Annotated in this window: 26 protein-coding genes; 13 read left to right on the forward strand and 13 right to left on the reverse strand. The window is 46.5% G+C overall.

The genetic code is table 11. From position 1 onward, the window contains the following. Positions 1-520: 520 nt before the first annotated feature. Complete coding sequence (locus QZW47_RS10465; RefSeq protein ID WP_293126800.1) at positions 521-808, forward strand: hypothetical protein; 288 nt, start codon at positions 521-523, stop codon at positions 806-808. A 136-nt stretch (positions 809-944) separates the two neighbouring features. Here QZW47_RS10465 and QZW47_RS10470 read toward each other — a convergent pair whose 3' ends face one another. The 5 genes from QZW47_RS10470 to QZW47_RS10490 all read right to left on the reverse strand — a co-directional run bounded on the left by QZW47_RS10470 (position 945) and on the right by QZW47_RS10490 (position 4,096). Beyond that, positions 945-1,196 (reverse strand): hypothetical protein, encoded by a 252-nt coding sequence (locus QZW47_RS10470; protein WP_293126802.1) that lies wholly within the window; start codon positions 1,194-1,196, stop codon positions 945-947. 102 nt (positions 1,197-1,298) lie between these two features. Further along, positions 1,299-2,264 (reverse strand): transposase, encoded by a 966-nt coding sequence (locus QZW47_RS10475; RefSeq protein ID WP_366930836.1) that lies wholly within the window; start codon positions 2,262-2,264, stop codon positions 1,299-1,301. Next, positions 2,236-2,643, reverse strand: coding sequence for a hypothetical protein (locus tag QZW47_RS10480; RefSeq protein WP_293126806.1), 408 nt, complete (start codon positions 2,641-2,643; stop codon positions 2,236-2,238). The genes QZW47_RS10475 and QZW47_RS10480 overlap by 29 nt, the downstream gene beginning before the upstream one ends. Then, positions 2,636-3,034: an IS200/IS605 family transposase gene (gene tnpA, locus QZW47_RS10485; protein ID WP_293126808.1), complete on the reverse strand. Its 399-nt coding sequence runs from the start codon at positions 3,032-3,034 to the stop codon at positions 2,636-2,638. The genes QZW47_RS10480 and tnpA overlap by 8 nt, the downstream gene beginning before the upstream one ends. Before the next feature lie 204 nt (positions 3,035-3,238). After that, positions 3,239-4,096, reverse strand: coding sequence for an Hpt domain-containing protein (locus QZW47_RS10490; protein ID WP_293126810.1), 858 nt, complete (start codon positions 4,094-4,096; stop codon positions 3,239-3,241). Between the two features lie 357 nt (positions 4,097-4,453). Between QZW47_RS10490 and QZW47_RS10495 the strand changes: the two genes are divergently transcribed. After that, complete coding sequence (locus tag QZW47_RS10495) at positions 4,454-4,723, forward strand: hypothetical protein (RefSeq protein WP_293126812.1); 270 nt, start codon at positions 4,454-4,456, stop codon at positions 4,721-4,723. Positions 4,724-4,729: 6 nt separating this feature from the next. Further along, positions 4,730-4,939, forward strand: coding sequence for a hypothetical protein (locus QZW47_RS10500; RefSeq protein ID WP_293126814.1), 210 nt, complete (start codon positions 4,730-4,732; stop codon positions 4,937-4,939). Between the two features lie 50 nt (positions 4,940-4,989). Here QZW47_RS10500 and QZW47_RS10505 read toward each other — a convergent pair whose 3' ends face one another. Together QZW47_RS10505 and QZW47_RS10510 are read right to left on the reverse strand one after the other, a co-directional pair. Further along, the gene (locus QZW47_RS10505; RefSeq protein WP_293126816.1) at positions 4,990-5,535 is read right to left on the reverse strand and encodes a hypothetical protein; all 546 of its coding nucleotides are present in this window, start codon (positions 5,533-5,535) and stop codon (positions 4,990-4,992) included. 317 nt (positions 5,536-5,852) lie between these two features. Beyond that, positions 5,853-6,767, reverse strand: a complete 915-nt coding sequence (locus tag QZW47_RS10510) for a DMT family transporter (RefSeq protein WP_293126818.1) — start codon at positions 6,765-6,767, stop codon at positions 5,853-5,855. A gap of 483 nt (positions 6,768-7,250) precedes the next feature. Between QZW47_RS10510 and QZW47_RS10515 the strand changes: the two genes are divergently transcribed. Together QZW47_RS10515 and QZW47_RS10520 are read left to right on the forward strand one after the other, a co-directional pair. Beyond that, positions 7,251-8,054 (forward strand): SDR family oxidoreductase, encoded by an 804-nt coding sequence (locus tag QZW47_RS10515; protein ID WP_293126820.1) that lies wholly within the window; start codon positions 7,251-7,253, stop codon positions 8,052-8,054. A gap of 231 nt (positions 8,055-8,285) precedes the next feature. Next, complete coding sequence (locus QZW47_RS10520) at positions 8,286-9,320, forward strand: NAD(P)-dependent alcohol dehydrogenase (protein WP_293126822.1); 1,035 nt, start codon at positions 8,286-8,288, stop codon at positions 9,318-9,320. Positions 9,321-9,368: 48 nt separating this feature from the next. Here the strand turns inward: QZW47_RS10520 and QZW47_RS10525 are convergent, their stop codons facing one another. Beyond that, positions 9,369-10,178 carry a calcium-binding protein gene (locus tag QZW47_RS10525; RefSeq protein ID WP_293126824.1) on the reverse strand — a complete coding sequence of 270 codons (810 nt, stop codon included), beginning with the start codon at positions 10,176-10,178 and terminating at the stop codon, positions 9,369-9,371. Between the two features lie 192 nt (positions 10,179-10,370). Between QZW47_RS10525 and QZW47_RS10530 the strand changes: the two genes are divergently transcribed. Beyond that, a complete protein-coding gene (locus QZW47_RS10530; RefSeq protein ID WP_293126826.1) occupies positions 10,371-11,351 on the forward strand; it encodes an ATP-binding cassette domain-containing protein in 981 nt (326 codons plus the stop codon). A 189-nt stretch (positions 11,352-11,540) separates the two neighbouring features. Beyond that, complete coding sequence (locus tag QZW47_RS10535; RefSeq protein WP_293126828.1) at positions 11,541-12,329, forward strand: ABC-2 family transporter protein; 789 nt, start codon at positions 11,541-11,543, stop codon at positions 12,327-12,329. Between the two features lie 56 nt (positions 12,330-12,385). Here the strand turns inward: QZW47_RS10535 and QZW47_RS10540 are convergent, their stop codons facing one another. Next, positions 12,386-12,991 carry a Uma2 family endonuclease gene (locus tag QZW47_RS10540; protein ID WP_293126830.1) on the reverse strand — a complete coding sequence of 202 codons (606 nt, stop codon included), beginning with the start codon at positions 12,989-12,991 and terminating at the stop codon, positions 12,386-12,388. A 785-nt stretch (positions 12,992-13,776) separates the two neighbouring features. On the opposite strand from QZW47_RS10540, the gene nirB reads away from it, so the two are divergent. Then, a complete protein-coding gene (gene nirB, locus QZW47_RS10545) occupies positions 13,777-16,329 on the forward strand; it encodes a nitrite reductase large subunit NirB (RefSeq protein ID WP_293126832.1) in 2,553 nt (850 codons plus the stop codon). Positions 16,330-16,704: 375 nt separating this feature from the next. Continuing rightward, positions 16,705-17,064, forward strand: coding sequence for a nitrite reductase small subunit NirD (gene nirD, locus QZW47_RS10550; protein ID WP_293126834.1), 360 nt, complete (start codon positions 16,705-16,707; stop codon positions 17,062-17,064). A 2-nt stretch (positions 17,065-17,066) separates the two neighbouring features. Here nirD and QZW47_RS10555 read toward each other — a convergent pair whose 3' ends face one another. Then, positions 17,067-17,231, reverse strand: coding sequence for a hypothetical protein (locus tag QZW47_RS10555; RefSeq protein WP_293126836.1), 165 nt, complete (start codon positions 17,229-17,231; stop codon positions 17,067-17,069). 51 nt (positions 17,232-17,282) lie between these two features. On the opposite strand from QZW47_RS10555, the gene QZW47_RS10560 reads away from it, so the two are divergent. Next, positions 17,283-19,388 carry a HEAT repeat domain-containing protein gene (locus QZW47_RS10560; protein ID WP_293126838.1) on the forward strand — a complete coding sequence of 702 codons (2,106 nt, stop codon included), beginning with the start codon at positions 17,283-17,285 and terminating at the stop codon, positions 19,386-19,388. Between the two features lie 67 nt (positions 19,389-19,455). Here QZW47_RS10560 and QZW47_RS10565 read toward each other — a convergent pair whose 3' ends face one another. Together QZW47_RS10565 and QZW47_RS10570 are read right to left on the reverse strand one after the other, a co-directional pair. Beyond that, a complete protein-coding gene (locus QZW47_RS10565; RefSeq protein ID WP_293126840.1) occupies positions 19,456-21,183 on the reverse strand; it encodes a pentapeptide repeat-containing protein in 1,728 nt (575 codons plus the stop codon). A gap of 385 nt (positions 21,184-21,568) precedes the next feature. After that, positions 21,569-21,988, reverse strand: coding sequence for a hypothetical protein (locus QZW47_RS10570; protein WP_293126931.1), 420 nt, complete (start codon positions 21,986-21,988; stop codon positions 21,569-21,571). Positions 21,989-22,240: 252 nt separating this feature from the next. Here QZW47_RS10570 and QZW47_RS10575 point away from each other — a divergent pair, with 252 nt between their 5' ends. The 3 genes from QZW47_RS10575 (at position 22,241) to QZW47_RS10585 (ending at position 24,767) form a co-directional block, all read left to right on the forward strand. Beyond that, positions 22,241-24,010: a S8 family peptidase gene (locus tag QZW47_RS10575; RefSeq protein ID WP_293126842.1), complete on the forward strand. Its 1,770-nt coding sequence runs from the start codon at positions 22,241-22,243 to the stop codon at positions 24,008-24,010. After that, entirely contained in the window at positions 24,007-24,228 is a 222-nt protein-coding gene (locus QZW47_RS10580; RefSeq protein WP_293126844.1) for a hypothetical protein, read from the forward strand. Before QZW47_RS10575 ends, QZW47_RS10580 begins: the two co-directional genes overlap by 4 nt. A gap of 260 nt (positions 24,229-24,488) precedes the next feature. Next, a complete protein-coding gene (locus tag QZW47_RS10585) occupies positions 24,489-24,767 on the forward strand; it encodes a hypothetical protein (protein ID WP_293126846.1) in 279 nt (92 codons plus the stop codon). Between the two features lie 1,209 nt (positions 24,768-25,976). Here the strand turns inward: QZW47_RS10585 and QZW47_RS10590 are convergent. Further along, on the reverse strand, positions 25,977-26,765 hold the full coding sequence (locus QZW47_RS10590) for an SDR family oxidoreductase (RefSeq protein ID WP_293126848.1): 789 nt from the start codon (positions 26,763-26,765) through the stop codon (positions 25,977-25,979). Positions 26,766-26,768 lie beyond the last annotated feature (3 nt).

A 26,768-nucleotide genomic window follows, 5' to 3' on the forward strand; every position in this document is an offset into this window, starting at 1 on the left:
GACGGCTTGCTCCCTTGACCGACACAGCTCAGGCATCTGACCTCAAATCAGCGAGTCGAAAATAATAGAGTGGAAAATCAGCCTACCAGAAGTGTTGCTGCTAGACTGGCGCGAGCATTCTGGATGTGTTTGCGAACTCGACTCTTATATACGATTTGTGGCCAATATTAATTATTGCAGCAATTGTTCCCATAGTTCAAGTGATTTGAATCATGTTCCACAAAATTAATATTTATGGTAAGATTTTGAGACGGAGAAACAGGAGGATAGAAATGTGTCTCCAGACCGGCAGAGTGACGAAAATATTAAGTTAAGGTAAGGGTGACAAGATTTGAAAGTCAAGTCGCGTTAAGCTTTTTAAGTATATCCAACAGGCCCGACAATTAGAGTGATGCTCGACTTCAATACAGTTACTGAGTTCTCGCATAGCTACTGCATAGCTATCTGTGCCTTTTTAGTTCCGGCAAATTTGCTGACTACTTTGTACACAGGGATTTTGACAGGACTAAACCGACCTCGAATGCAAGTATGGGCGTCTGCGGCTGTGGCCGGGCTTTGGGCAACAGCAATGATTTTTCACGTTTTTACCTGGTTTGCGATCGGGGTAGTAATGCCTCCGACATACATCTTGCTAGTTATGGCGATCGCTTGTTTGGCTATCAATGTCTGGGCAGTGGGGCATCCTTCTAGCATGATGCAATTAATCCGAGTGGCGGTATCAGCTTTCAGGCGAGGTTTAGAAGCAGCAAGCAGCAAGAAGGCAGTTCGGCAACGGATGCAAGTAACCGATGTCACGGATACCATTTGAACCATCAGACAAATACCGCAACATCTTGCACATTTTTACCTGGTTCGCGATCGGGGTAGTAATGCCTCCGACATATATAGCCGAGTCTCACTCATGTGAGGTACAGGTTCTGATTTGAGATTTTAGATTTGAGATTTTAGATTGGGGGATTGAGGGATTGAGGGATTAATTGGTCCGGTGCGTCATCTTTCTGAGAACTGCTATAGCCGAGTCTCAAAAAGGTGAGGTAGAGGTTGAGATTTTCCATTTTTCGATTTGAGATTTGAGATTTGCCCGGAGCGGCTTCCCTCGGAGGGCAAGGATTGAGGGATTTATTGCTCAATACCTCATCTTTTTGAGAACTGCTATACATCTTGTTCGTTATGGCGATCGCTTGTCTGGCTATCAATGCTTCGGCAGCGGGGCATCCTTCTAGGATGATGCAATTAATCCGAGTGGCGATCGAGGAAGTTCGGCAGCGTGTAATGTACGGGATGTAACCGATACAATTTTAGCGCTCTCCGAAAGAAGGAAGCAGTAAAAAATTGGCATCTGGCATTCTGAAAGATTTGATACTCCCCAGCCCTTTCATAGACGGGGATTCTTGAAGAGTCCAGAGTCGGATCTTCAAAGGCGCCATCAAATCGCCGCTACTGATTCTACTAAGATTTAATCCTAGTTTCACCGCTACTTTTCTGATAATATTCGCCGCCCCATTGCCATCGGCATTGATTTTTGTACCGCCTGCCGAACAGTATAGTCCGCGAGTTACTCTTTTCCCTGATTCTTTCCACCCTTCAGGTTTTTCACCGAACTTAGGTAGCGAATCATTGTCCAGGAAACTAGCCTTTGAAGTATAAGCTTCTTCAGTTTCTACAAAATTAATTCCATGTTGTTTACACAACTGAGATATCCTATCTTTCAGTCTACCCGTGGGAATTTGTACAAACTTTTGATTCGTCTTTTTACCCATATTTGCATTTTGCTTCTGGTCTTTATTCCACCCAAAAACTAATGTTCCTATTTTATTTTCAATACAATGATTAACGACAATTCTCGCTGCCTTATTTACTGCATCTCTAATCTGTCGATTTCTTTTCTCAGTAATCCGAGCTAATTGATTCGACCAAAAGCCTTGGGGTTGATTCTCCTTTAAGACAGATACGCGCTTGTTATACCACTGATTTAAGGACTTTAAATGCAGCCCATCAACAATAAAAGAAGTTCCCACGTTGGATACTCCTGTTAACCAGTTGTTGATTCCGTGGTCTAATCCCAAAACATGATCCGGGTTGAACTCTACAGCTAATTCCTCTGTGCGATACACAAACTCGGCATAAAAGCAGCGGTTTCTGGGAAGAATCCGAATTTCGACCAACTTTTTGTAATCCAAATTAGAGGGCATCCGCAGAAAGAATTCTCCGACTCCAAACCAAAGCTTAACCTTGCTACGAAGATGGAAATCGCAGCAGTCCATCCTTTAATTTGACATCAGCCTTGGGGAATGTAACCAATTTAAAAGAATCTTTTTTGTATCCCGGTAGCTTTGGATGTTGCGTTACCGTTCCAGATTTAATTCCTTTTAGCAGTCCAATGTACGAACTAAAAGATTCAGCAACCCTAGTTAAAGTTTGCTGGGCGACATGAGAATACAGGGTTTTAAAATGCAAGTTCGACTTGAACATTTTATGCAAATCATTTTTTCTGGGAATATTTATTGTCTTGAAATATAACTGCCGACCATAGTAAATGGCACAATTAGCCAACTTATTCGATTCACTACATACAAATTCTAAAATCGCTTTCAGACTAGAGTCGGGACTAATTAAGTTTTGCTGGCAGCCGTAATTAGACATTTTTCTGGTTCTCGATATACTGTTTGACGACAGACAATGGTGCACCGCCAACTGTTGCAACAAAATAACTATTTGTCCAAAGAGTTGGTAATCGGCTTTTTAGCCAAGGAAATTCTTGTCTCAACAGTCGAGATGAGCGTCCTTTCAAGTATCTAATCAATTTTGCTATTCCGAATTGTGGGTCTACTCCTACCAGGACATGAACGTGATCTGGCATAACCTCCATCTCCAGCAACTCGGCATTGAATTCGGTGCAAACTTCTTGCAATATAGCTTTCAGTCGAATATCTACACCTTTGATCAATACCGATCTCCGATACTTGGGACACCAAACAATATGATAGTTACAAGAGTAAGTTACGTTGGCGTTTGACTTTAGTTTTACTTTCATCTTTACAGTATACAGGCTGGTGGACGTATAGTGTAATTTAAAGTGTAAAGAAATATTGAAGGCGGTTGAAACCGCCGCCGACTTTTCCCCGTGTCTGAAGCCAGGGGCCCGGCGGGCTCGTTTTTTGGTCAGGGATAATATTAGTTTTTCCTAAAGTTTTCCCTGGTTCGAGATTACTAATTCGGAGTCCTGATGCGATCGTGCTTATAGCAATTCGCGATCGCGACAATCTTTTGTTTCCGGGCCGCGGGGATGGAGGGCGCAGTTGAGCAGGTAGCCGCCGTCGCTTCTGCCGTAATAGTAGCGGCATCCCATGCAAATTGCTGGAGGTTCGATCGCACTTTGGTAAACGGGATAATCCGCACCCCCCAGCAGCGAAAAATCTCGCTGAGTTTGAACAGTCCCGATAATCGCCCCTGAAAGTTCAACAGCTTCGCGGATGTTTTCAATCCTGCTGTAAGGCGGCAGGTAAATGTCAATATAAACGCGGATGCCCTCACCTTCCTGCTCGTGGCGGGTAATAGTGCCCCCCAAGAGGCCGACGCGTGAGGAAATAGCAGAGGAAAATTCCCCCAACGAATTGCAGTAACCCGAGAAAACATGAATGTGTTCGTCGGTAGTCGCTCTCACCGTGAGGCGAGTGGGAATCAGCACTCTCAGGTAAGCGTCGAGATCGTCAAAAACCGGTTCGGCGAGGGACAGCATCTGGTTGGCCTCTTCGTGGTTGAGCCCAAAAGCCTTAGAAACTTTGTGCGCCAGGGCCGCTAAAATATCAAAAACTTCAGTTAACAGCGATTGCAGCCTGCTATCAATAGCGATCGGACATTCTCTGAGCAGTTTTAAATAATCCTCCAAACGGTGGGCTATACGCTGAATGCTGCTAAATCCTAGCATAGCTGCTCCGCCTTTAATCGAGTGCGAGGCTCGGATAAGCTGGTGTATCCTTTGGGGAGCTTGCACGGGGTTTTGCAGGCCTTGCAAGCCTTGTTCGATGATTTGGATGTGTTCTGTGGCTTCTTCGAGAAAGTAGCCGATAATGCGCTGTAGTTGTTCTGGGAGCATAAATTTTTTCTCCGAAAGGCACCCTAGTAGCAGAAAGCAGAACCTAAAAATGCTGATATTTTTTACTTTTGAGTCAATATTTAACTGACGGGTGGTATCACAGCGGCGTTGAATGCGCGATACCGCTCGCTGTGCGAGCCAAAAGCGCTGGACTCAGAAAATCATGATACAGATGCCAGTGCAAACCAGATTATTTCTGCTTGATATCTATCCTGCCTCAGGATAGCGACGGTGGCAAATACCAAACCGCAGAGAGTTGTCATGGCGCACATTGTTAAACCTGCTAATTCGATCGCCAACCAAATTCCGCAACCCCATATTCTCTCGTTCTCGATCCGGGGTTATTATCAATAAACTATGACAGAAACCGGGTTTTTCCCCAAATCTGCCAATCACAACCAAGTATTATCGAAAAAACCCGGTTTCTCGCCGTTTGTGCAGACTTACGCACGGCTCGACAAAGAAACCGGGTTTTTCCCCAAATCTGCCAATCACAACCAAGTATTATCGAAAAAACCCGGTTTCTCGGCGTTTGTGCAGACTTACGCACGGCTCGACAAAGAAACCGGGTTTTTCCCCAAATCTGCCAATCACAACCAAGTATTATCGAAAAAACCCGGTTTCTAGGCGTTTGTGCAGACTTACGCACGGCTCGACAAAGAAACCGGGTTTTTCCCCAAATCTGCCAATCACAACCAAGTATTATCGAAAAAACCCGGTTTCTCGGCGTTTGTGCAGACTTACGCACGGCTCGACAAAGAAACCGGGTTTTTCCCCAAATCTGCCAATCACAGTATTCAAGGGAAAAACCCGGTTTCTGGCCACCCGCGCGTCCAAGACTAATATCGTTTGACGATCGATATAACAACAACGGCTATATCGATCGCATTTTGCTATTTAGCGACTGTGGCACCGACTTTGGCGGCGATCGCGGCTAAAGCATTGCCGTTGCCTTTGAGCAGCGCGTTATTTTTCTGCACCATGCTGCCAGTTAATTCTGGGGGAGCGGGCAGTTTAACGCCTAATTTTTCAGCGATCGCACGGACAATTTGTCTATTTCCCAACAATAATTTGTGGTTGTCTGTGGCTAAGTCACCGCCCGCTGGGCCTGCGACGCTAGGTACAGTTGCGCCTACTTTTGTAGCGATACTGGTAAAAGTAGCTCTGTTTTGTAGGATTAGCTGTTGGTTAACTTGCAAAGGATTGCTACCTGATGGCGCTGCCTCGTTGCTAACTGCTGCGCCTAATTTAGCAGCAATATTCTTAGCTGTTTGACCATTTTTTAATAGCAAATCTCGATTTTGCTGAATGAGAGCTTGGTCGTTTGCTTGAGCAATAATTGTACTGTTAACAGTAGGAGGTTGAACCAATTCACCAACGCTACCAAATAATCCAGATGCCAATAAACTAGCACTTAAGCCAACAATTAATTTAGACATTTTTTCCTGCCTCGATATGTTTTTTACACACGCAGATGTTTTACTGCGTCATCTACAAAAAGTAAGATATCAAAGCTGTCCCGGGCAGTTTGTCACAAATATTACATTTTATTAAGACAAATGCAATAATTGCAACACCGAATTGCAATTTTTACAATCAGAGACAGAAAATAGGTTTTTAGAGCAGCCGACAGTTGACAGTTGACAGTTGACAGTTGACAGTTGACAGAAGAGCCAGCCGGCGAAGCCGAGAGATTGACAGTTGAGAGTTTAGAAGCGAATATCTTTGCTATCTTTTTTTAATTGTGACTTTTTTACTAAGATTTTTGCGCTCCGAAAGTCGCCGTGGCTACGCCAAACAGGAGGACTCCGGCACCTCCAAGTACGGCTGGAGCGGGCATTTCCCCAAACAAAAAATAACCTAAACAACTCGCCGCCACGGGTTCAAATAAAATGGCAAGAGTTACCAGAGTTGGGGAAATCTGCACTACAGCCCAGTTTAAAATGGTGTGTCCGACTAATTGAGGCAAGGCGGCGGTTAACAAAATATACAGATATACAATGTTGGGATAACCTGTATAACTGGTGCCGAAGATGAGGGGGAGAGGTAGGAGGACGATCGCAGCAATAGTATAGGCGATCGCGATATAACCGCCAATTCCCAATCCCCGCCGTTGAGCTTCCCGGCCCAGTAACAGATATAAGCTGACAGCCCAGGAACCAGCCAGAGCCAGAAAATCGCCCAGCAGTTGACTATTTCCGGCATTCGCTGCGCCCGCACTCCCGAGGGCGATCGTCATTCCGCCAGCAAGAGCTATAGTAATGCCAGCGATCGACAGTTTGCTGATTTTTTCACCAAACCAGAAGCGGGATAAGAGGGCTACCCAAACCGGATTTGTGGTGACGAGGGCTGTGGAAGCTGCGATCGAAGTATAAGACAGCGAAGTAATCCAGAGAGCAAAGTGGAGGGCGAGACACAAACCCGCAGCAGCAGCATAGCGCCGAGCTCCGGGTTGTAGGGCTTTCCACTGAATTTTCGGCCAAGCCGGAAGCAGAATTAAAGCAGATAAACTCAAGCGAGAGGCGGCGAGCACCAGACTGAAACCGAAGCCGCCCGCACCTGCTTTCAGGTTGGCCAGCCGGATTAAGATTGAGGCGGTTGAGACGGCTAACACGCCGATAATTAAGACGAGGGCGATCGACCAATTCGGCGGTTTTTTCGGAACATTCATTTTTTTAGTGATTAGTCATTAGTCCTGCCGTCATTAGTCCTGCCGTCATTAGTCCTGCCGTCATTAGTCCTGCCGTCATTAGTCCTGCCGTCATTAGTCCTGCCGTCATTAGTCCTGCCGTCATTTGTCATTAGTCCTGCCGTCATTTGTCATTAATGCTCTACCCGCGATCGAACGTTATTGGTAATTGGTTATTGCTCATCTTGCCCGAAGAGGGGAGCCGAAGGGAGGTCATTGGTAATTATCAAAAATACATACAATCTTTGTACAACTCATAATTTTCGTTCTTCCCTTCTCTTCTCCTCTCTTCCTTCGTGCCCTTCGCGTCTTCGCGGTTCGTAAAAAAAAACCTAACCACCAATCATTAAAACTTTCCATATTCAACAAAACTATCAATGTAGAGCGCGCCCCAAAATACTTGGTATCTGTTATAGTTCCAATACAGCAGCAAACGAAGTCCCGACTTACAAATTATAACTATCTATGGCTCCTACAGTTTTGATTACAGGCGCTTCTCAAGGAAGCGGCAAAGCAACGGCACTGTTATTTGCCAGTAAAGGTTACGACGTGGTGATGGTGGCTCGCGAGCCGGAGAGATTGGGAGCAGCAGCAGCTCAGGTGCAGCGTGAAGGCACTTCTGCTATCGCGATTGCGGGGGATGTGGGCGACGTTGAACAAGTGCGGGCGATCGTCCAAAAAGCCCTGGATACCTGCGGGAACATCGATGTTTTGGTGAATAATGCAGGGATTTGTCTCGCGGGGGCGATCGAGCAAACCACCTCCGAAGACTTCCACCAATTAATGAATACCAATTTTTGGGGCTGCGTTAACACAATTCAAGAAATTTTGCCACATTTTCTCGAACGCAAAACGGGTACGATCGTCAATGTTGGCTCCATTGGTGGCAAAATGCCCTTACCTCAAATGACTGCCTATTGCGCCAGCAAATATGCAGTAACAGGTTTAACAGAAACTTTGCGATTGGAATTGGCGCCCCGAGGCATTCACGTTTGCGCCGTACATCCGGGTTTGATTAACAGCGATTTTCTCGAAAGAGCTCAATTTCGCGATCGAGACGATGCCGCAGTCGAATTGCGCCGCCAACAAATGACCGAAATGCTGCAATCTCCTGGAGCAAGCCAGCCGGAAGATGTTGCTAAAGCAGTCTGGGATGCTGTGAAGAATCAGCGTGCAGAAGTTACCGTCGGGCCTGCCTTTTTGGCGTCGGAAGCCTATCGCTTATTCCCCGGTTTGATGCAGTGGGCAATGGAAAAAGGCAAGTTATAATCCTACCTAATCGGAAGCCGATCGCTTATTCCCCGGTTTGATGCAGTGGGCAATGGAAAAAGGCAAGTTATAATCCTACCTAATTTGTAACGCGGAATAGGGAGTGGGGAATTAGTAAGGCGTGCATTGCGTACACTATGGGCATGAGTCATAGAGGCGGGTCAACCAAATATATACCACTAAAGAAAGATATTTTTCAAGCAGCTCCGGAGCGAATCATTATTAACTATAATGACAAGCAAACCAGGAAATACCATCATGCAAATTAAAGCACTAGCAGTCAAAAAACCAGGCGGATTGCTTGAGGAATACAAATTTGATGTCGAATCGCCAAAAGTACACGAATGTCTGATCAAAGTCTTGAGTTGTGGCATCTGTCACTCTGATTTGCACATGATTGACAACGATTGGGGTCAATCGAAATATCCCCTGGTTCCCGGCCACGAAGTTGTCGGAGAAGTGGCGGAAATAGGGCCGCAAGTGACTCATTTAAAAGTGGGCGATCGTGTCGGTGTCGGCTGGCAAAGGTCATCTTGTTTGCAGTGCCGCGACTGCTTGCGCGGTAACGAAAATCTCTGCGATAACATTCAAGCATTAATTGTTACAGGCCCGGGCGGTTTTGCCGACTATTTGATGGTAGATTCCCGCTTTGCTTTTCCTATTCCCAAAGGCATCGATTCTAAAGCAGCCGGGCCGCTGTTGTGCGGTGGAATTACTGTTTATGAGGGTTTGCGGAATGCGGGCATGAGTTCCGGGCAAGAAATTGGCATTCTTGGTATCGGCGGTTTGGGACACATGGCGGTGCAATTTGCCAAAAAGTTAGGCAACCGCGTTACAGTTTTTACTACTTCCCAAGATAAGGCAGAACTTGCACATAAAATGGGAGCAGACGAAGCTATTGTAGTAGGAAATGGCGAAAGCCCTCAAGCGCCCAGCAGCAAATTAGATATTTTGTTGAGCACTGTTCCTGCTGCTTTAGATTGGGTTCCCTACATTGATTGTCTCGATTCTGACGGTGCGCTTGCTTTTGTCGGAGTTCCCAACGCACCTTTGAGCATTCCGTTATCTTCACTGCTAGCAAAGCGCCGCCGAATTATGGCTTCTCCGATCGGCGGTCGCGCTATGATTAATGAAATGCTGTCGATCGCAGATAAGTTTGGGATTGAGCCGATTGTCGAAGTTTTTGCGATCGCACAAGCCAATGAAGCAATGCAGAAAGTCCGCGACAATCAAGTCCGCTATCGTGCAGTTTTGACGGTGAGTTAGATCGTGGATCATGGGTAAGGTGCGTAATTCGCACCCTACACCTACAAATTAAAGCACAGAACTAGCATTAATCAAACGGCCGGTTAAATCTGCCGGAGTCACATTCAACACAGTTCCTAACAAAGCATTCGTCAAACCAAATCTAATATTAGTCGCTTCCACGCGGCCGTTGCCATCGGGATCGAGACTTCGTTGCGAGATTCCACCCTTAGCTAACAAACTCGTTCCCCCCGCTATAGTTCCTGGATCTAGCAGCAGCAGTCTCGGATCGTTCAAGCTATAACTTACCTGTTCAAAAGTGATATTACTGCTGGTAAAAGCCGTACTAATGCCGATCGAATCGCTAGACTTGTCAAAGTCCACAATTACCGCATCAGGAAGTTCAAATCCCGCAGATTTGATGCCCGCTTGATCGACTCTAAAAACAAACACATCGTTCCCCGCACCTCCTTTGTAAATATCCACATCTCTATCGCCAATTAAAGTATCGCTACCTTCACCCCCAACCAATAAATCAACACCTTGTCCGCCGCGCAGCAAATCATTGCCCGCACCGCCATCGATGAAATCGCTATTTCTATCTCCTGTCAAGAAATCGTTCCCAGCTTCTCCCAAAACATCGTCGTCATCTTTGCCGCCGTAAATAGAATCATCGCCGGCACCGCCTAATAGACTGTCTTTACCATCGTTACCAAAAATCCTTTCTGCATCTGATGCGCCCCTGACGGTATCATTACCGCCCAGCATCCAAACTCCCCCAGGAAAACGAGCAAGTTGTCCAGGTGCGAGTGTAATATTTTCAGCAGTATTGTCTCCTACCAAACGAGAGATGCCTGAATTATCGGGGGTGAGTACCATGGTTGTAAATTTTGTGGGATGTGATAATGGATATCTGGGAATATTCTTGGGAATATTCTACAGTTTAGTACGGTGTACCCGAACCAAGTTACTTTTTGTGCAAAGGGCACACCCTGCTAGACAGCTTGCTCCATCTTGGCACAAGTTCGATCGCCACATCGCAGATTAAAATAAAAGTTAAAAGTAGATCCCATGCCAATTATCTTAGTTGAAGACTTGAGCAAAGTTTATCCGGTAGCCATTAAGGAACCGGGACTCAAAGGAACATTGCAGCACTTTTTTAAGCGCAATTACCGCAATATCAAAGCAGTTGAGGGCGTTTCTTTCAAGATTGAACCCGGGGAAGTGGTGGGATTTCTCGGGGCTAACGGTGCGGGCAAAACTACGACGCTGAAAATGCTGACTGGTTTGATTTATCCGTCTAGTGGTACAGTGACAGTGTGCGATCGTATTCCTTTCCGCCGCCAAGCAGATTTTCTGCAAAGAATCACCTTAGTCATGGGGCAGAAACAGCAGCTAATTTGGGATTTACCCGTACTCGACTCCCTGCGAATCAATGCCGCTGTCTACGGAATTTCCGATAAAGATTACCGCCAACGAGTCGGAGAATTGACAGAAATGCTGTCACTAGAAGGCAAGTTAAACCAGGCGGTGCGTAAGTTGTCTTTGGGCGAACGCATGAAAGCTGAATTGATGGCCGCGCTGCTGCATCAACCGGAGGTACTATTTTTAGATGAACCGACTTTAGGTTTGGATATCAACGCCCAGTTTAGCGTCAGACAATTTCTGCGGGAATATAACGAGCGATTTCAAGCAACGGTGCTTTTGACAAGTCACTACATGGCTGACATTACTGCTTTGTGCAAGCGAGTTTTGTTAATCCATGAAGGGCAATTAGTTTATGATGGCAGTCTGGACGGATTGCTCGACAGATTTGCACCTTATCGAGAAGTTCAGGTAAAATTAGCGGAACCGATCGCAAAAAATAGCGCTTTTGCTTACGGCGAGGTAGAATCGATTGAAGGTAATTCAGTGCGATTTTTGGTAAAAAGAGAGGAGTTGACAGCGAGTGTATCAAAGATTTTAGCTGATTTGGAAGTGATAGATTTGACCGTTACTGACCCGCCAATTGAAGAGGTTATCGGCCGAGTATTTCGCACAGGAAAAGTGTAATTTATGCGAAGGAAAAATAGAGTGCAATTGAATTAAGCACAATAATTATAGGGCGGGCTAACCAACAATCTTTCATTCACATTGAGGAAATATACAAACCCGCCCCCACCCATCGATAAAATTCGATCGCGGGCAATTCAACAGACACCATCTAACTCTAAAATTACACAATTTATTGAGATGCGCTCTATGAAAAAAATCATCATAATTGCTAAAACTTTGCTCGTCACCTACTACGCTTATATGCTCGAGTATCGGGCGGAGTTATTTTTGTGGGCGCTGTCGGGAGCTTTACCATTTATCTTGATGGGCGTGTGGATGCAGGCATCACAAACTGGTCAATTCGGGCTGAATTCGCTCGATTTTGCCCGTTACTTTTTAGCAGCTTTCATTGTACGGCAAACTAATGTAGTTTGGGTGATTTGGGACTTTGAAAAACAAGTAGTGCAAGGCAATTTATCCAATAGATTGTTGCAGCCTTTAGATCCAGTATGGCACCACTTCGCGTCTCACGTTTCCGAAAGGTTTGCGAGGCTCCCGTTTGTATTCGGATTGATCCTGCTGTTTTTTGCACTTTATCCCCAAGCTTTTTGGCTGCCGAGTTTCGGTAGATTTTTGCTATTTTGTTTGGTTATCGTCTTGGCTTTTTGCTTGCGGTTCCTGATCCAGTATACCTTTGCGCTGTTTGCTTTTTGGATAGAGCGCGCAACGGCGATCGAACAATTCTGGTTTTTGATTTATCTGTTTTTATCGGGACTTATCGCACCGCTACAAGTGTTTCCACCACAGGTGCGCGCAGTGGTTTTATGGACTCCGTTTCCTTATTTAATTCATTTTCCCGCTTCAATTTTGATAGGATTACCTGTTGATGTTGGCCGCGGTTTGTTGGTGATGCTGGGTTGGGTGGCACTGTTTTTTGTGTGGAATCGCTGGCTGTGGCGGCAGGGTTTGAAGCAGTATTCGGGCATGGGAGCTTAAACAGTTGACAGTTGACAGAGGCAAACCACACGTAAAAGTAACAAAATAAAGAAGTTTCAAGTGGGCATAATATCGTCTAGTTTTAATTGTAAATTTGGAAATAGGTAAGAAGAAATAGTATCTCCCAAGCGATATTGTTGCTGCTGGTACACCCCATTTACTAACTGGTAGATGGTGAAAGTAGGTTGTTTGGGATTGCCGATAAATTGGAAACCACCCAACCCCCGAAAGTCTACAATCCAATATTCTGGGATATTCAAAAAAGCGTATTCTTCCACTTTCCTTGCATAATCATCTTGCCAATTAGTGCTGACTACTTCAGCAACAAGCTTAACGGTACTACCTTTACAAATTACTGGTTCTTTTTGCCAAAGCGGTTCAGTACCAATTTCTGCTTTATCTAAAACAATTACGTCAGGACGCAGTGCTGTTGCTTCAGCATATAGGGGTTTTATTAAACAATTTTTTGGCACTAACCAATTGAAATTAGCACGAAATATTTCGACATAAATTCTACCCGCAATACTTCCTGCAACTGCTTCGTGAGGGCCAGTCGGTTCCATGTCTCTGAGTTCTCCGTCAATGAGTTCATAGCGTGTATTATCCCCATATTGGGTAATAAATTCCTCAAACCTAAGTAGTTTGGATGGGGTGTAGGTCATAGGTTTTGTTTTAACCGGACGTGGTTTAATTATAAATTTCCTGGGAATAGGCAGTAAAGTTGTATTAAGTTTATTATATAGCAATCTTAAATAATTTTCCATGTGTCAGTGTACTGATGAACTTTGGGGAAATCAAATTTATGTTATGGTTTTGATAATGATTTAGGATTGCTATATCAACTGTCAACTGCCAACTGCCACCAGACCTCATGCAAAAATGCAATCGGAAGCATTCAAAAATTGCATAAAAAATAATATTTTGTATCTAGATATACAAAAGTTTATAACAAACTCTTATATTAATAAAGCCAACGACGGATAAACCAGATAAAAGAGATTCTAGTCAGGAACTCAGGTCTAAAGACACTGAGCTTGGTCGCGAGCAAGTCTCGAAGCAAGCTATTCTGACCAGCCTAAGACTTTTGAGGTCTACGTTATTTGGGTCACGATACCGGAGAATGCGACGCTAGTTTTCCGCTCTATCGCTAGTGGTTAAACAGTCTTAAAGTCACTGAGACAGTGCTGCTAGCCTCACAAGCCCTCATAACATTGGCGAAGCGAACATTACCCCGCAAGGGAGGCCCAACAAAGGCAACCATTATGCGATCGCGGATTGTGAAGCTTGAAATGGTAATTGTCCCATTGAAAGTACATTACAAAAGTACACAAGAGTCAAACAATTCCCAAGGCGGTAATGGAAAGATTCACGGTGGTTAAAACCACCCGCGTTGTTTCCCACGAGCGAGGCTCAAGCCACGCTCGTTTCCCACTTACCGAGATTTTTTATGACAGCCAAAAAAAACCTGATTGTAATCGGCAATGGTATGGTAGGTCACAAATTCCTAGAGTTAATGGTGAGCTCGGATGCTGCCAAAAACTGGAATTTAATTACTTTCTGTGAAGAGCAGCGCGTTGCTTACGATCGCGTAAACCTCAGCGGATTTTTCTCTGGCAAAACAGCGGGAGATTTATCCCTAGTTGCACCTGGATTTTATCACAAAAATGACATAAAGATTCACATCGGTGACAAAGCAGTCACCATCAATCGGGAACAAAAAACAGTCTCTTCAGCCAACGGTTTAGAGGTTCCCTACGACAAAATTGTGCTCGCTACGGGTTCCTATCCATTCGTACCGCCGATCAAAGGCAAAGACGCTGCTGGTACTTTTGTTTACCGGACAATTGACGACTTGGAGGCGATGTCGGATTATGCTAAAAATTGCCAAGTTGGTGTGGTAATTGGTGGCGGCTTGTTGGGTTTAGAATGCGCTAATGCTCTCCAAAATATGGGCTTGAAAACTCATGTGGTTGAGTTTGCGTCGCGGCTGATGCCCGTGCAAGTTGACGAGGTTGGTGGTGCGATTCTCCGTAATAAAATTGAGGAGTTAGGGGTTTCGGTTCACACCAGCAAATCTACCACCGAAATTGTTAGCGAAAATGGCAAAGTTACTACAATGCTGTTTGCTGACGGTTCGGAATTGGCAACAGATATGATTGTGTTTTCTGCTGGTATTCGCCCGCGCGATGAAATTGCCAGAGGTTGCGGGATAGAAGTGGGAGAACGTGGTGGGATTACGATTAACGATCGCTGCCAAACTTCCGATCCTGATATTTATGCGATCGGCGAATGCGCGCTTTATCAAAATCGCATCTACGGCTTAGTTGCCCCGGGCTATACAATGGCTGGCGTTGCAGCAGATATTTTGAGCAGCGCAGCAGAGGAGAGCGCTAGCACTTTCACCGGTGCAGATATGTCCACGAAACTCAAACTTTTGGGAGTGGATGTGGCGAGTTTTGGTGATGCTTTTGCCAAGTCTGTTGGTGCTAAAGAGATTGTTGTTGCTGACACATTCCAAGGTACTTACAAAAAATTAGTTTTAAATCAAGATGGCAGCCGGATTTTAGGCGGTATTCTCGTCGGAGATGCTTCTGCTTACGGAACTTTGCTGCAATTCATGCAAAATGAAATTGCTTTGCCGCCGCATCCTGAAGATTTGTTGATGCCACCGCGGGAAGGCGGAGCGGCTGCGGGTTTTGGTGTGGAGAGTTTGCCAGATTCGGCTCAAATTTGTTCTTGCAATAATGTCAGTAAAGGGCAGATTTGTGAGGCGATTCGCGATCGCAATTTAACAGATGTCGCCAGCGTCAAGAAATGCACTCAAGCTGGTACGGGCTGCGGCGGCTGCGTGCCTTTGGTGACAGACATCTTTAAGTCGGAGATGAAGAAAGCCGGGTTTGCGGTCAAAAATCACCTCTGCGAACATTTTGAATATTCCCGTCAAGAATTGTACCACTTGGTTCGCACTCAAGAGCTGAAAAGCTTTGATGAGACGATCGCCAAACACGGCAAAGGGCGCGGCTGCGAAATTTGCAAGCCTGCTGTTGCTTCGATGCTGGCTTCTACTTGGAATGACCATATTCTAGAGAAGTCTCACGTCGGTTTGCAAGACACCAACGATTACTATTTGGCAAACATTCAACGCGACGGTACTTATTCAGTTGTGCCACGAATTCCGGGTGGAGAAATTACGCCGGAGAAGTTGATTGTTTTGGGAGAAGTTGGCAGGGATTTTGGGCTTTATACTAAGATTACTGGCGGACAGCGGATCGATTTGTTTGGGGCTCGGGTGGATCAGTTGCCGCATATTTGGCGCCGCTTGATCGATGCGGGATTTGAGTCTGGCCACGCTTACGGTAAGGCTTTGCGGACTGTAAAATCTTGTGTTGGTAGCACTTGGTGTCGCTTTGGGGTGCAGGATTCGACAAGTTTGGCGATCGAAGTTGAATTGCGTTATCGTGGTTTGCGATCGCCCCACAAGCTCAAATCTGCTGTCTCTGGCTGTACTCGCGAATGTGCGGAAGCTCAAAGCAAGGATTTTGGGATTATTGCTACTGAGAATGGTTGGAATTTGTACGTGTGCGGCAACGGCGGTATCAAACCGCAGCACGCGGTTTTGCTAGCATCTGATATCGATAAAGAAACTTTGATCAAGTATATCGATCGCTTTTTGGTGTTATACATTCGCACGGCGGATCGTTTAGAACGTACCGCTACCTGGTTGAACAAACTTGAGGGCGGTATTGAATACTTGAAGCAAGTAATAATTGAAGATTCTCTCGGCATTTGTGCTGAATTGGAAGAGCAGATGGAGCATTTGGTAAATACCTATCAGTGCGAGTGGAAAACAACGGTGGAAGACCCGCAAAAAGTACAGCGCTTCCAGCATTTTGTGAATTCCGATTTACCCGATCCGAATATTGTTCGCGTCGAGGAACGGGGACAAACTCGCCCTGCTTACGATAGTGAAAAAGCCCTAGCTGGAGTTTCGGACAAATAATCGCGATCGGGTTTGTAGTGAGGACTTTAGTCCGCAAAAGCTTTAAAAGGACGCTCAGTCCTCACTACAAACCAAATAACCGCAATCGGGTTTGTAGTGAGGACTTTAGTCCGCAAAAGCTTTAAAAGAACGCGAGCGTCCTCACTACAAACCAAATAACCGCGATCGGGTTTGTAGTGAGGACTTTAGTCCGCAAAAGCTTTAAAAGGACTTCTCAGTCCTCACTACAAACCAATTTAGCGTGATAACGTTTGTAGCGAGGACGCTGAGTCCGCAAAAGTTTTAAGAGGACGCGAGCGTCCTCACTACAAGCCAATTTAGCGGTTTGTAACCGGAAATTGTGAAGGAAATTGTATTAAATTAACAGGAAAAAAAATGGTTCAATCATTACAGGTTTCCGATACAGTGACAACTTGGGTAGATGTGTGCTCGCTGGATGCGATCGCCCCGAATACGGGCGTGTGCGCTTTAGTAGCTGGGGAACAGGTGGCAGTTTTCCGAGTCGGAAACGAGGATGAAGTGTATGCTTTGAGCAATTACGACCCGTTTAGCAAGGCTTTTGTGTTGTCGCGGGGACTTGTGGGCGATCGCAACGGCACTCTGAAAGTTGCTTCTCCCATTTACAAGCAGAATTTTAGCTTGGCCACGGGCCAGTGTTTGGACGATGAAACCGTAAAAATTCCGACTTTTACGGTTCGGGTTGCAGGATCTCGCGTCCAAGTAGCTGTTAGCTAGATTCAAAAGCTTAATTGTTCGACATCCATCCGCCACCACCCAACATTCCTGTGGGTGGTGGCGGATTTTGCCTTGAGGCTCTCCAGAGCAAGTAGCTTTGGTATAAAATAGATTAGATCGTCGGCTGCATACTTGCCCAACTCAAAAACCTCTAAACTAATAACCAAGATGATTTCTGATTTTCGATACCAACAAAATCCAGGGGGCAAGAGCTCGGTATGTTGTTAAAAAAACTTGTTTCCGAAAATAATCCCCAGACTGTCGCCGAGTTAATCGACGCACAACTCAAAAGCGGTCAACTGACTGGGGTCGAACTTACAACACAAGTTTTCGGCCAGCATTGGCGCGACGAATCTTTACATGAATTCCTGAGAGAAATCGCAGCCAAGGTCGATCGAGAAACAGCGAATGAAATTATAGAATATCTGACCGCTATTAACGGGCAACAAGAAAGATTTATTAATTTATTTTTAGCAGCAGAATGTCTATCAAAAATTAAAGGTGGCGTCAATGAAGCAACAGAAAAAAAACTGTTAAATGCTTTAAAAAAGCTATCGCAATACGGCACGGTTTTTCTGATTCTTTATCAAAGCGCTCAAGAATTGCAGGAAACTTATCAAATTCGCTATCGATCGATCGCGGCGATCGCCCAAACTTGGAAAAACGACCCGCAAACCCTGCCATGGCTGAAAATACTGGCACACTCCAGCGACAGCGGGGAAGTCCGCGCTACAGCAGTCAAAGCCATAGCCTGCGGTTGGCCCGACGAACCAGAAATTTACCTGATGCTCAAAAACCTGGCTAAATCCGATCGAAGTTGGGCAGTGCGATCGGCAGCAATCCAAGAAATGGCTTCAGGTTGGCGCTCTAAGAGCGATACCTTGCCTCTGCTGGCGATACTGGCTCAATCCGATCGCAGTCCCGCAGTCCGCACCTGCGCGCTGGAACAATTAGCCACTCATTGGCCCGATCGCACAGATACCTTGCTGCTGCTGAGAACCGCCGCCGAATCCGACGAAAATTTGGGAGTGCGAGTCGTAGCGTGGCAAGAAATAGCCAGAGGTTGGCACAGCATTTTAGGCACGCTGTCCCAGCTCAAAAACCTTGCCCATACAGGAAGTTCTACGCTGCGAACAGTAGCGGTGCGGGAATTGGCAGCAGGCTGGCCCGCCGAGGCCGAGGTTTGCCTGCTGCTGAAAACCCTAGCCACCTCCGACAGCAGCGAAGAAGTACGCACAGCGGCGATCGAAGAATTGGCCTCACGCTGGCCCGACGAACCAGACATTTACCCGCTGCTGACAAGTGTCGCCGAGTCCGACCCGAGTTCCAGCGTCCGGCAGGCAGCAGTCCAAGCAATTGCCTCTGGCTGGCCCTCTAACCCGGCTACTCTGGCTTTTTTGCAAAATATAGCTACTGCCGATATCGACGCCGAAATGCGCGAAATAGCCCTGCAACAAATCGCCTCCGGTTGGCCCGAACACCCCGAGACATTGCCCTTGCTGCAACAAATTGTTGCCTCAGACGATTATTGGACTGTGCGCCAAGTGGTAGTTGTAGCAGCAGCCACGTTACCGTCAGCCAGTCTCGAAGTCTTTGAGTGGTTGATGTGTCTGGCTGAATCAGACAGACACATCAACGTCCGAGAAACGGCGGTGGAACAGATAGCAAGAGGCTGGGGACACCGGGGCGAGACACTGCCTTTTCTCAAGCAACTGGTGGAGTCGGAAGCAGATGCTCACTTGCTGAGCGTGCTGGTGCGAGAAATAGCACGGGGATGGTCCGAAGACCCGGAAACCTTGCCTTTGTTGAAAATTCAGCTTGAGGCTAGAGAGGAAGAGGTGCGCGAAGTGGCGGTGCATGAACTCGCTCGCAACTGGCCCGATGGTGCTGAAACTTTGCGGATGCTGGAGGCTAAAGCAGAGGGCGATGAGAGTCCGGCTCTGAGGCAAATCGCTTTGCAAAAGTTAGCCCGCGGGCGGACAAATGGGCCTCAAACTTTTGAGTGGCTGAAAATTAGGGCCGCCCAGGATGAGGATTCGCAGGTGCGGGCGATCGCCCTGGTAGAGTTAATCCGGGGATGGAAGGACGAACCGGGAATGTTTGAGTTTTTGCGTCAGAGAGCTCTTACCGATCCCTACAATCGCATAGGTTCTTTTGCTTACAATCCCCGGTTTACAGCACTCGAAGCAATTATCGAACATTATCCCGAAAATCCAGAAACTTTGCCGCTGGTGCGATCGCTCGCAGTTTCCGACACAGACGAGCAAGTGCGGGCCTTAGCGGGCCGCCGACTGGTGAGGCAAGATTGGTCAGTTGACAGTTGACAGTTGACAGTTGACAGTTGACAGTTGTCAGTTGTCAGTTTTTAACAATCCCAAATCGCCAATCGATTTATTCCCACAACAGGGCGATCGCAAATCGTACCGCTTCCCCCATCATCGAACAGCGAACACTCGCTGACGCCGTTTTCTCCCACCTCAGCAACTGTTCCCGAAAACCAGGATCTTGCTTCGCCCGTTGCACGATCGCCTGACTGATGACTTTCTTCTGAATCTGCTCTGTCGGGATACCTTGCTGCTTCAAATAATCCAACAACCGCTGCACGCTTTGGGCGAATTTATCCGGCGTCTGAGACATCAAAATAAACGAAATTTGGCGCACCATTCGCTCGTAGATTTCCTGCCTTCTGAGCAACACCTCTTTTGGTACTGGCATCGGTGGCTGCGGTGTGGCTGACTCCACCTGCGAACCGTTATCGCCAACAGCCAATCCTAGCAAACTCAAAATTTCAGCACCCTTAGCTAAAACCTTTTCCAACATATCTGGATAAAGCGCCAAAATGCGATCGCCCAAAATCTTGCCATTCACCAAACGGCTCGCGCTCAGCCGCAGTAAATTTCGTTCCCCCACTGACTCAAAAAAATTCACCTTCAACCTTAGCTCGTAGCTCTCCAACTCCACCTGACGCACCGTAAACACCAAAGCCTCCCAATTAGGAGATTGGGCAAAACAAACCTCCACAATCGAACTTTCCTGTTGATACTGCTGCCCCAATTCCCCAGACTCAAAATCGCTATTTGCTGGCAAGCGATTTGCCGCAACTTTGGAAATATAATCAAACTCAGTAAAAACATAGCGACAGTCAACTTTTGACAGATCGACATCTTGAACCTGCCAATTTTCAATGCAGCAACCCGTAAGCTGCGCCCCCTCCAAATTCGTCCGAATCAAACGGCACTCAATCAAACAAGCTTCTCTTAAATCCGCCTCAGCCAACATCGCATCCATCAAATAAGCGCCGCTCAAATCAGCTTTCCGCAAATCAGCACTCCGCAAATTAGCTTCGCTCAAATCCGCCCGCAGCAAGTACACTTCCTGCAAGTTAGAACGCACCAAAAGTGCCTGTTTAAAACTCGCTTTTAACAGATAAGCACCCACCAAATTAGCTCGACTCAAATCAGCCCGATCCAGCACCGCCTCAGTCAAATCCGCCCCCACCAGCACGGCTCGGTGCAAGTCAGCGCCAGTCAGATTTGCCGATCGCATTTGAGCACCATTCAAGTCGGCTTCAATCAAATTTGTACCGCTCAAAATTGCCGATCGCAAATTCGCTTCCACCAAATGCGCTTCCCGCAAATTAGCACCCGTTAAATTCGCACCAACAAGACTCGCCCGGTTCAGATTCGCCTCCATCAATTCCGCCGCCATCAACTGCGCGCCGTCGAGTTTAGCTTTTTCCAAATTAATTTGGTCAGATTTAACTCCTTGAAGATTAGCACCACCCAAATCTGCCTCGCCCAGCGCCGCCCAATTAAGATCCGCTGCTTGCAAACAACCCAACCGCAAATCGACTTTCGTAAGATTTGCTCCGCTCAAATTTGCTCCAGTCAGATTCGCCCCAGCCATCCCCGCACTGCGGAAATCTGCACGGCGCAAACAAGCCCCAATTAACTTAGCATTGCTCAAAAAAGACCAGCTCAAATTAGCACCGGTCAAGTTAGCACCAGTTAAGTCTATTTCTCGAAGATTGACACCGCTTAAACTAGCACCGCTGAGGTCAATATGAGCAAAGTTGCGCTCTCCCTCTTGATAGCGCTGTAAAAATTCCTGTATTTGCATTCGGAGGGGAAGGAAAAGGGGAAGGTAAAACGATTTTTAGTCTGATTACATAACACTTTTTACGTGGTAATGATGACTTTTAGACTCGGAGTTTTGCGGACTAAAGTCCTCACTACAAACCTTTTTTACGTTGGCGATGAGGACTTTTAGACTCGGAGTTTTGCGGACTAAAGTCCTCACTACAAACCTTTTTTACGTTGGCAATGAGGACTTTTGTCCTCGGGTTTTTGCGGACTAAAGTCCTCACTACAAACCTTTTTTGCGTTGGCACTGATGACTTTTGTCCTCTGATTTTATGCGGACTAAAGTCCTCACTACGAACCTTTTTGATGGCGGGTTATCTGCCAGAAATTAGAAGATTTAGAAATGGTGTTGACTCGATATTTTAGAGGAATCGCTGCAATTCTTGCTGCAAATACTTTGCCCATTTAGTCGCTAGAGGAACTTCTGTAAAAGGAACCTGCACTGGCGCAGCGTCTTTTAACAAAAATTCTAGGGCGATCGCCTTTCCCGAATTGGGCGGCGACTCTAAATCTTCTACCACAGCACCGTTAACTAACAACCGTAACGACTGCACATTTTTCAAGGAAAAAGTTTGCAAATTCACAGGCCCGCTGCGAGTAGGTTTCCCCCATGTCAAACAGTCTTCTTGCTGACCTAGTACAGCATAAATATCGTACTTTGCCTTGGCAAATTGTTCCGCCCAGACGCGATACGCTTCTAGCTTTCGATACTCGTTCCATCCAGCCCAAGCGAGCCCGATAAAAAGTGCCAGCAGTGGCAGCCACATTAAACCTCTTTCCATGCAATATCCTTGTAAAAAATACTCCCGCTTCTGTTTGCCATCTGCTATCATCATACAATTGATTGAACTTCTCAAACTTGCTCGGCAATTTAAACTAGAAATTAGATGATTTGCGATCGAGCAACAGCCCGTACCCCCCAATACCAAACGCCAGCCCGCCAGTTATCCAGAAGTCGCAACCCCTAAAACTGGCGATCGCACTGAAAATTGGGTTATTGTGGTGAACAAGCCTTCCCTACACGGACATCGGCCATGAAAAAGTTTTTCCTTTTGTGCTTATTTTTAATCGGGATCGGCTGGGCAATTTCAAATTTCCCAGGACTGGCTACTCAAGGCACTTACGACTCGATTGTGCTGGATTTCCGCGAAGATATCGGTGCTGCTGAGATTGCCAAAGAAGTAAATGCGATCGCCCAACAGTACCAAATCACACCGCAACTCAACAGCCAATTCTCAGCATCAGATAATGTCTATGTTGTCAAGGGCGATCGCACGTTGCTTTCGGCCCTGAAAAAATCAAATTTGGCTAAAGATACCGAATACATTGAACCGAACTACGTCTACGACATCTTCGAGATTCCGAATGACCCCCTGTATACCAAGCAGTGGAATCTCCGCAGCATCAACGTAGAATCTGCCTGGAACGAAACCAAAGGCAGCGGCACAACAGTAGCGATAATTGACACGGGCATAACTCCCGTCGCCGACTTAAAAGAAACCAAATTTGTACCGGGCTACGACTTTGTAAACGATCGCGCCGAAGCCTACGACGACCACGGCCACGGTACTCACGTCGCCGGTACAGTCGCCCAATCAACTAACAACAATTACGGCGTCGCAGGCATCGCTTACGAAGCATCTTTAATGCCACTCAAAGTATTAAGCGGCAGCGGTGGCGGTACAGTTTCCGACATTGCCGAAGCGATTAAATTTGCGGCTGACAACGGCGCAGATGTCATCAACATGAGTTTAGGCGGCGGTGGCGAAAGTCAGTTAATGGCAGAGGCGATCGACTACGCCCATTCTAAAGGCGTTGTCATCATCGCAGCCGCCGGCAACTCCGGCGAGAGTTCCGCTTCCTATCCCGCCCGCTATCCCCACGTCATCGGCGTTTCCGCCCTCGGCCCCAACGACGAAAAAGCCGATTATTCCAATTTCGGCGCAGGGGTTGACATTTCTGCCCCCGGTGGTTCTGAACTCGGCAAAATTCTGCAAAGTACGATCGACCCAGAAACAGGTGCCGAAGTCTTTGAAGCCTACCAAGGCACCAGCATGGCTGCTCCCCACGTCGCCGGCGTTGCAGCCCTCATCAAAGCATCGGGTATCACAGAACCAGACCAAATTCGCAGCATACTCTTGCAGTCCTCGCGAAATGTCACAGAAGACCCCTTAAACCATTTTGGTTCCGGACACCTAGACGCAGGCGCAGCAGTTCAGCTAGCCCAAAAAGGTCAAGTCAACTTCCGCGACTTCTTCCGCTGGCTGCGCGACAACGGTTATCTCAGCCCCCGCTTCTGGATTGACGGCGGCGCAGTCGCCCTGTTACCCAAAATTGCCATGGTACTCGGTTCTTACCTGCTGGCTTTCATTTTGCGGAATTATTTTCCGTTCCAATGGACTTGGGGCTTTTCCGGCGGCTTGATGGCTGGAAGTTCTGGGTTCTTTTTCCTACGCAACTTGTTTGTCTTTGACTTGCCGCAGTGGCCGATGAGAATCATGGGTAGTTCTATCCCCGAACTCGGCGGCGCAATTAATGGCAGCAGTATGCTGAATCCCTTATTTGCTAGCGTGTTGATTCCCAGCATTTTGATTGTTTTGCTGTTGGGACACAGAGAGTGGAAGTGGATTGCGATCGCCACATCGATCGGCTTTGCTAGCTGTTTAGCAGTCAATGCTATTCTCTCTCCCGCAGTTTGGGGATTGGGAACAGGTTTAGTAGCACAAACATTCTTGATTGTCAATGCTTTATTGTGTTTTGGATTGGCACGTTTGGCAATTAAAACAGAGGCGCAGTCAGCATGAGTATTACAGTAAAAGGCGTAATTGAACGCAAAGGATTAGGCCCCGGTACTTGGGCTTTAGTCGGCGAAGATGGGGAAACTTACGAACTTAAGGATGCTCCTTCTGAGTTGAAAAAAGCAGCTTTGAAAGTCAGCGTCAAAGGTGAAATCCGCAAGGATGTGATGACTTTTGCAATGATCGGGCCAGTGCTTGAGGTGCAGTCTTTTGAAGTCTTGTAGGTCGATCGACTAATCCAGCTTTCGATCAAAAAAAAACCCCGGCCAAAATTGGCTGGGGTTTATTCATCAGGGTGCATCTACTAATTTAATGTCCGGCTCAACAGCACCTTCTTCAGGACACTTTCAGAAAATTTGCAATTTCACAAACCCGGTTTCTTCGTAAATTTCTGGGAACTTCACCCACAACTCCTAGAAACCGGGTTTCTCGACGCCCATGCGCGGGCCCTCAAACTTTGGCTGAGTGTTGTGATACCTAAATTATGAAAAAAAACCCCCAAACCAAAATTGGTCGGGAGTTAATTAATCAGGGTGCATCTACTAATTTAATCTCCGGCTCAACAGCACCTTCTTCAGGACACTTTCAAAAAATCTCCGATAATTTGTGGCGCCAGTTCGATACAGACAAAAAAAACCCGGCCAAAATTGGTCGGGAGTTAATTAATCAGGGTGCATCTACTAATTTAATCTCCGGCTCAACAGCACCTTCTTCACGGCACTTTCAGAAAATTTGCGATTTCACAAACCCGGTTTCTTCGTAAATTTCTAGCAACTTCGCGCACAACTCGTAGAAACCGGGTTTCTCGACATGGGCGAACCCTCAAACTGTAGCTGCGTGTTGTCATACCTAAATTATGCAAAAAAAACCCCAAACCAAAATTGGTCGGGAGTTAATTAATCAGGGTGCATCTACTAATTTAATCTCCGGCTCAACAGCACCTTCTTCAGGACACTTTCAGAAAATCTGCAATTTCACAAACCCGGTTTCTTGGTAAATTTCTAGCAACTTCGCGCACAACTCCTAGAAACCGGGTTTCTCGACATGGGCGAGTCATCAAACTATAGCTGCGTGTTGTCATACCTAAATTATGAAAAAAAAAACCCCAAACCAAAATTGGTCGGGAGTTAATTAATCAGGGTGCATCTACTAATTTAATCTCCGGCTCAACAGCACCTTCTTCAGGACACTTTCAGAAAATCTGCGATAATTTGTGGCGAAAGCTTCGATACCGAAAAAAAACTCCCGCGCCAAAAGTGGTCGGGAGTTAATTAATCAGGGTGCATCTACTAATTTAATCTCCGGCTCAACATTACCTTCTTCAGGATATTTTCAGAAAATTTGCAATTTCAGAAACCCGGTTTCTTGGTAAATTTCTGGGAACTTCACGCACAACTCGTAGAAACCGGGTTTCTCGACATGGGCGAACCCTCAAACTGTAGCTGCGTGTTGTCATACCTAAATTATGCAAAAAAAAAACCCCAAACCAAAATTGGTCGGGAGTTAATTAATCAGGGTGCATCTACTAATTTAATCTCCGGCTCAACAGCACCTTCTTCAGGACACTTTCAGAAAATCTGCGATAATTTGTGGCGAAAGCTTCGATACAGACAAAAAAACTCCCAGCCCAAATTGGTGGGGAGTTAATTAATCAGGGTGCATCTACCAATTAAGCTTCCTCACAATTCCCTCAAAATCCGGACAATCTCAAATTTTTTTAGCATCTCCCTCGATACCGCAAAAAAAACCCGGCCAAAATTGGTCGGGAGTTAATTAATCAGGGTGCATCTACCAATTAAGCTTCCTCACAATTCCCTCAAAATCCGGACAATCTCAAATTTTTTTAGCATCTCCCTCGATACCGCAAAAAAAAACCCGGCCAAAATTGGTCGGGAGTTAATTAATCAGGGTGCATCTACCAATTAAGCTTCCTCACAATTCCCTTCAAATCCGGAAACTTACCGCTAAAAACTCAAAACTCGTTTCGGTGAACCAGAGTTGCGGTAGCTTGGTCTGTCGGAACTAGCAAGACTTCGCTAATATTGACGTGGGGCGATCGCGTCGCGCAGAAATACACAACATCCGCCACATCATCAGCAGTCAACGGCGTCAATCCTCTATAGACATTTTGAGCTTTTTCTGCATCGCCGTGAAACCGGACATTACTAAATTCTGTTTCCACCAAACCCGGTTCTATTTCCGTCACCCGCACAGGCGTTCCCAAAAGGTCTTGTTTCAACCCATCAGAAATCGCCCTCACGGCTGCTTTGGAAGCGCAATAAACGTTACCTTTCGGATAAGCTTGGCGGCCTGCTATTGAGCCGATATTGACGACGTGTCCGCGGCCTCGGCTGACCATTCCCGGTACGATCGCGCGAGTCACGTACAGCAAGCCTTTGACATTGGTATCGATCATTTCTTCCCAATCTTGAAAGTTACCTTCGTGGAGTTTGTCTAAACCGCGGCTCAATCCCGCATTGTTAATCAAAATATCGATGTTTTTCCAAGTTTCGGGAAGCGCACTAATCGCCGATTCGACTGCTGGGCGATCGCGCACGTCCAATTCTAGCAATTGAATCTCGCTCGCCGACGCAATCAATTTGGTGTCTGCAAGTTCGTTAGCAAGGCGATCGAGCTTGGACAGGCGGCGGGCTGCTAAAATTAGTTTGGCTCCACCTTTGGCGAAAATTTTCGCACAGGCTGCTCCGATACCGCTACTCGCACCCGTAACCAACACAATTTGATTTTGGAGAGAAATCATAGG

This window comes from Microcoleus sp. bin38.metabat.b11b12b14.051 (genome assembly GCF_013299165.1).
Lineage (GTDB): Bacteria > Cyanobacteriota > Cyanobacteriia > Cyanobacteriales > Microcoleaceae > Microcoleus.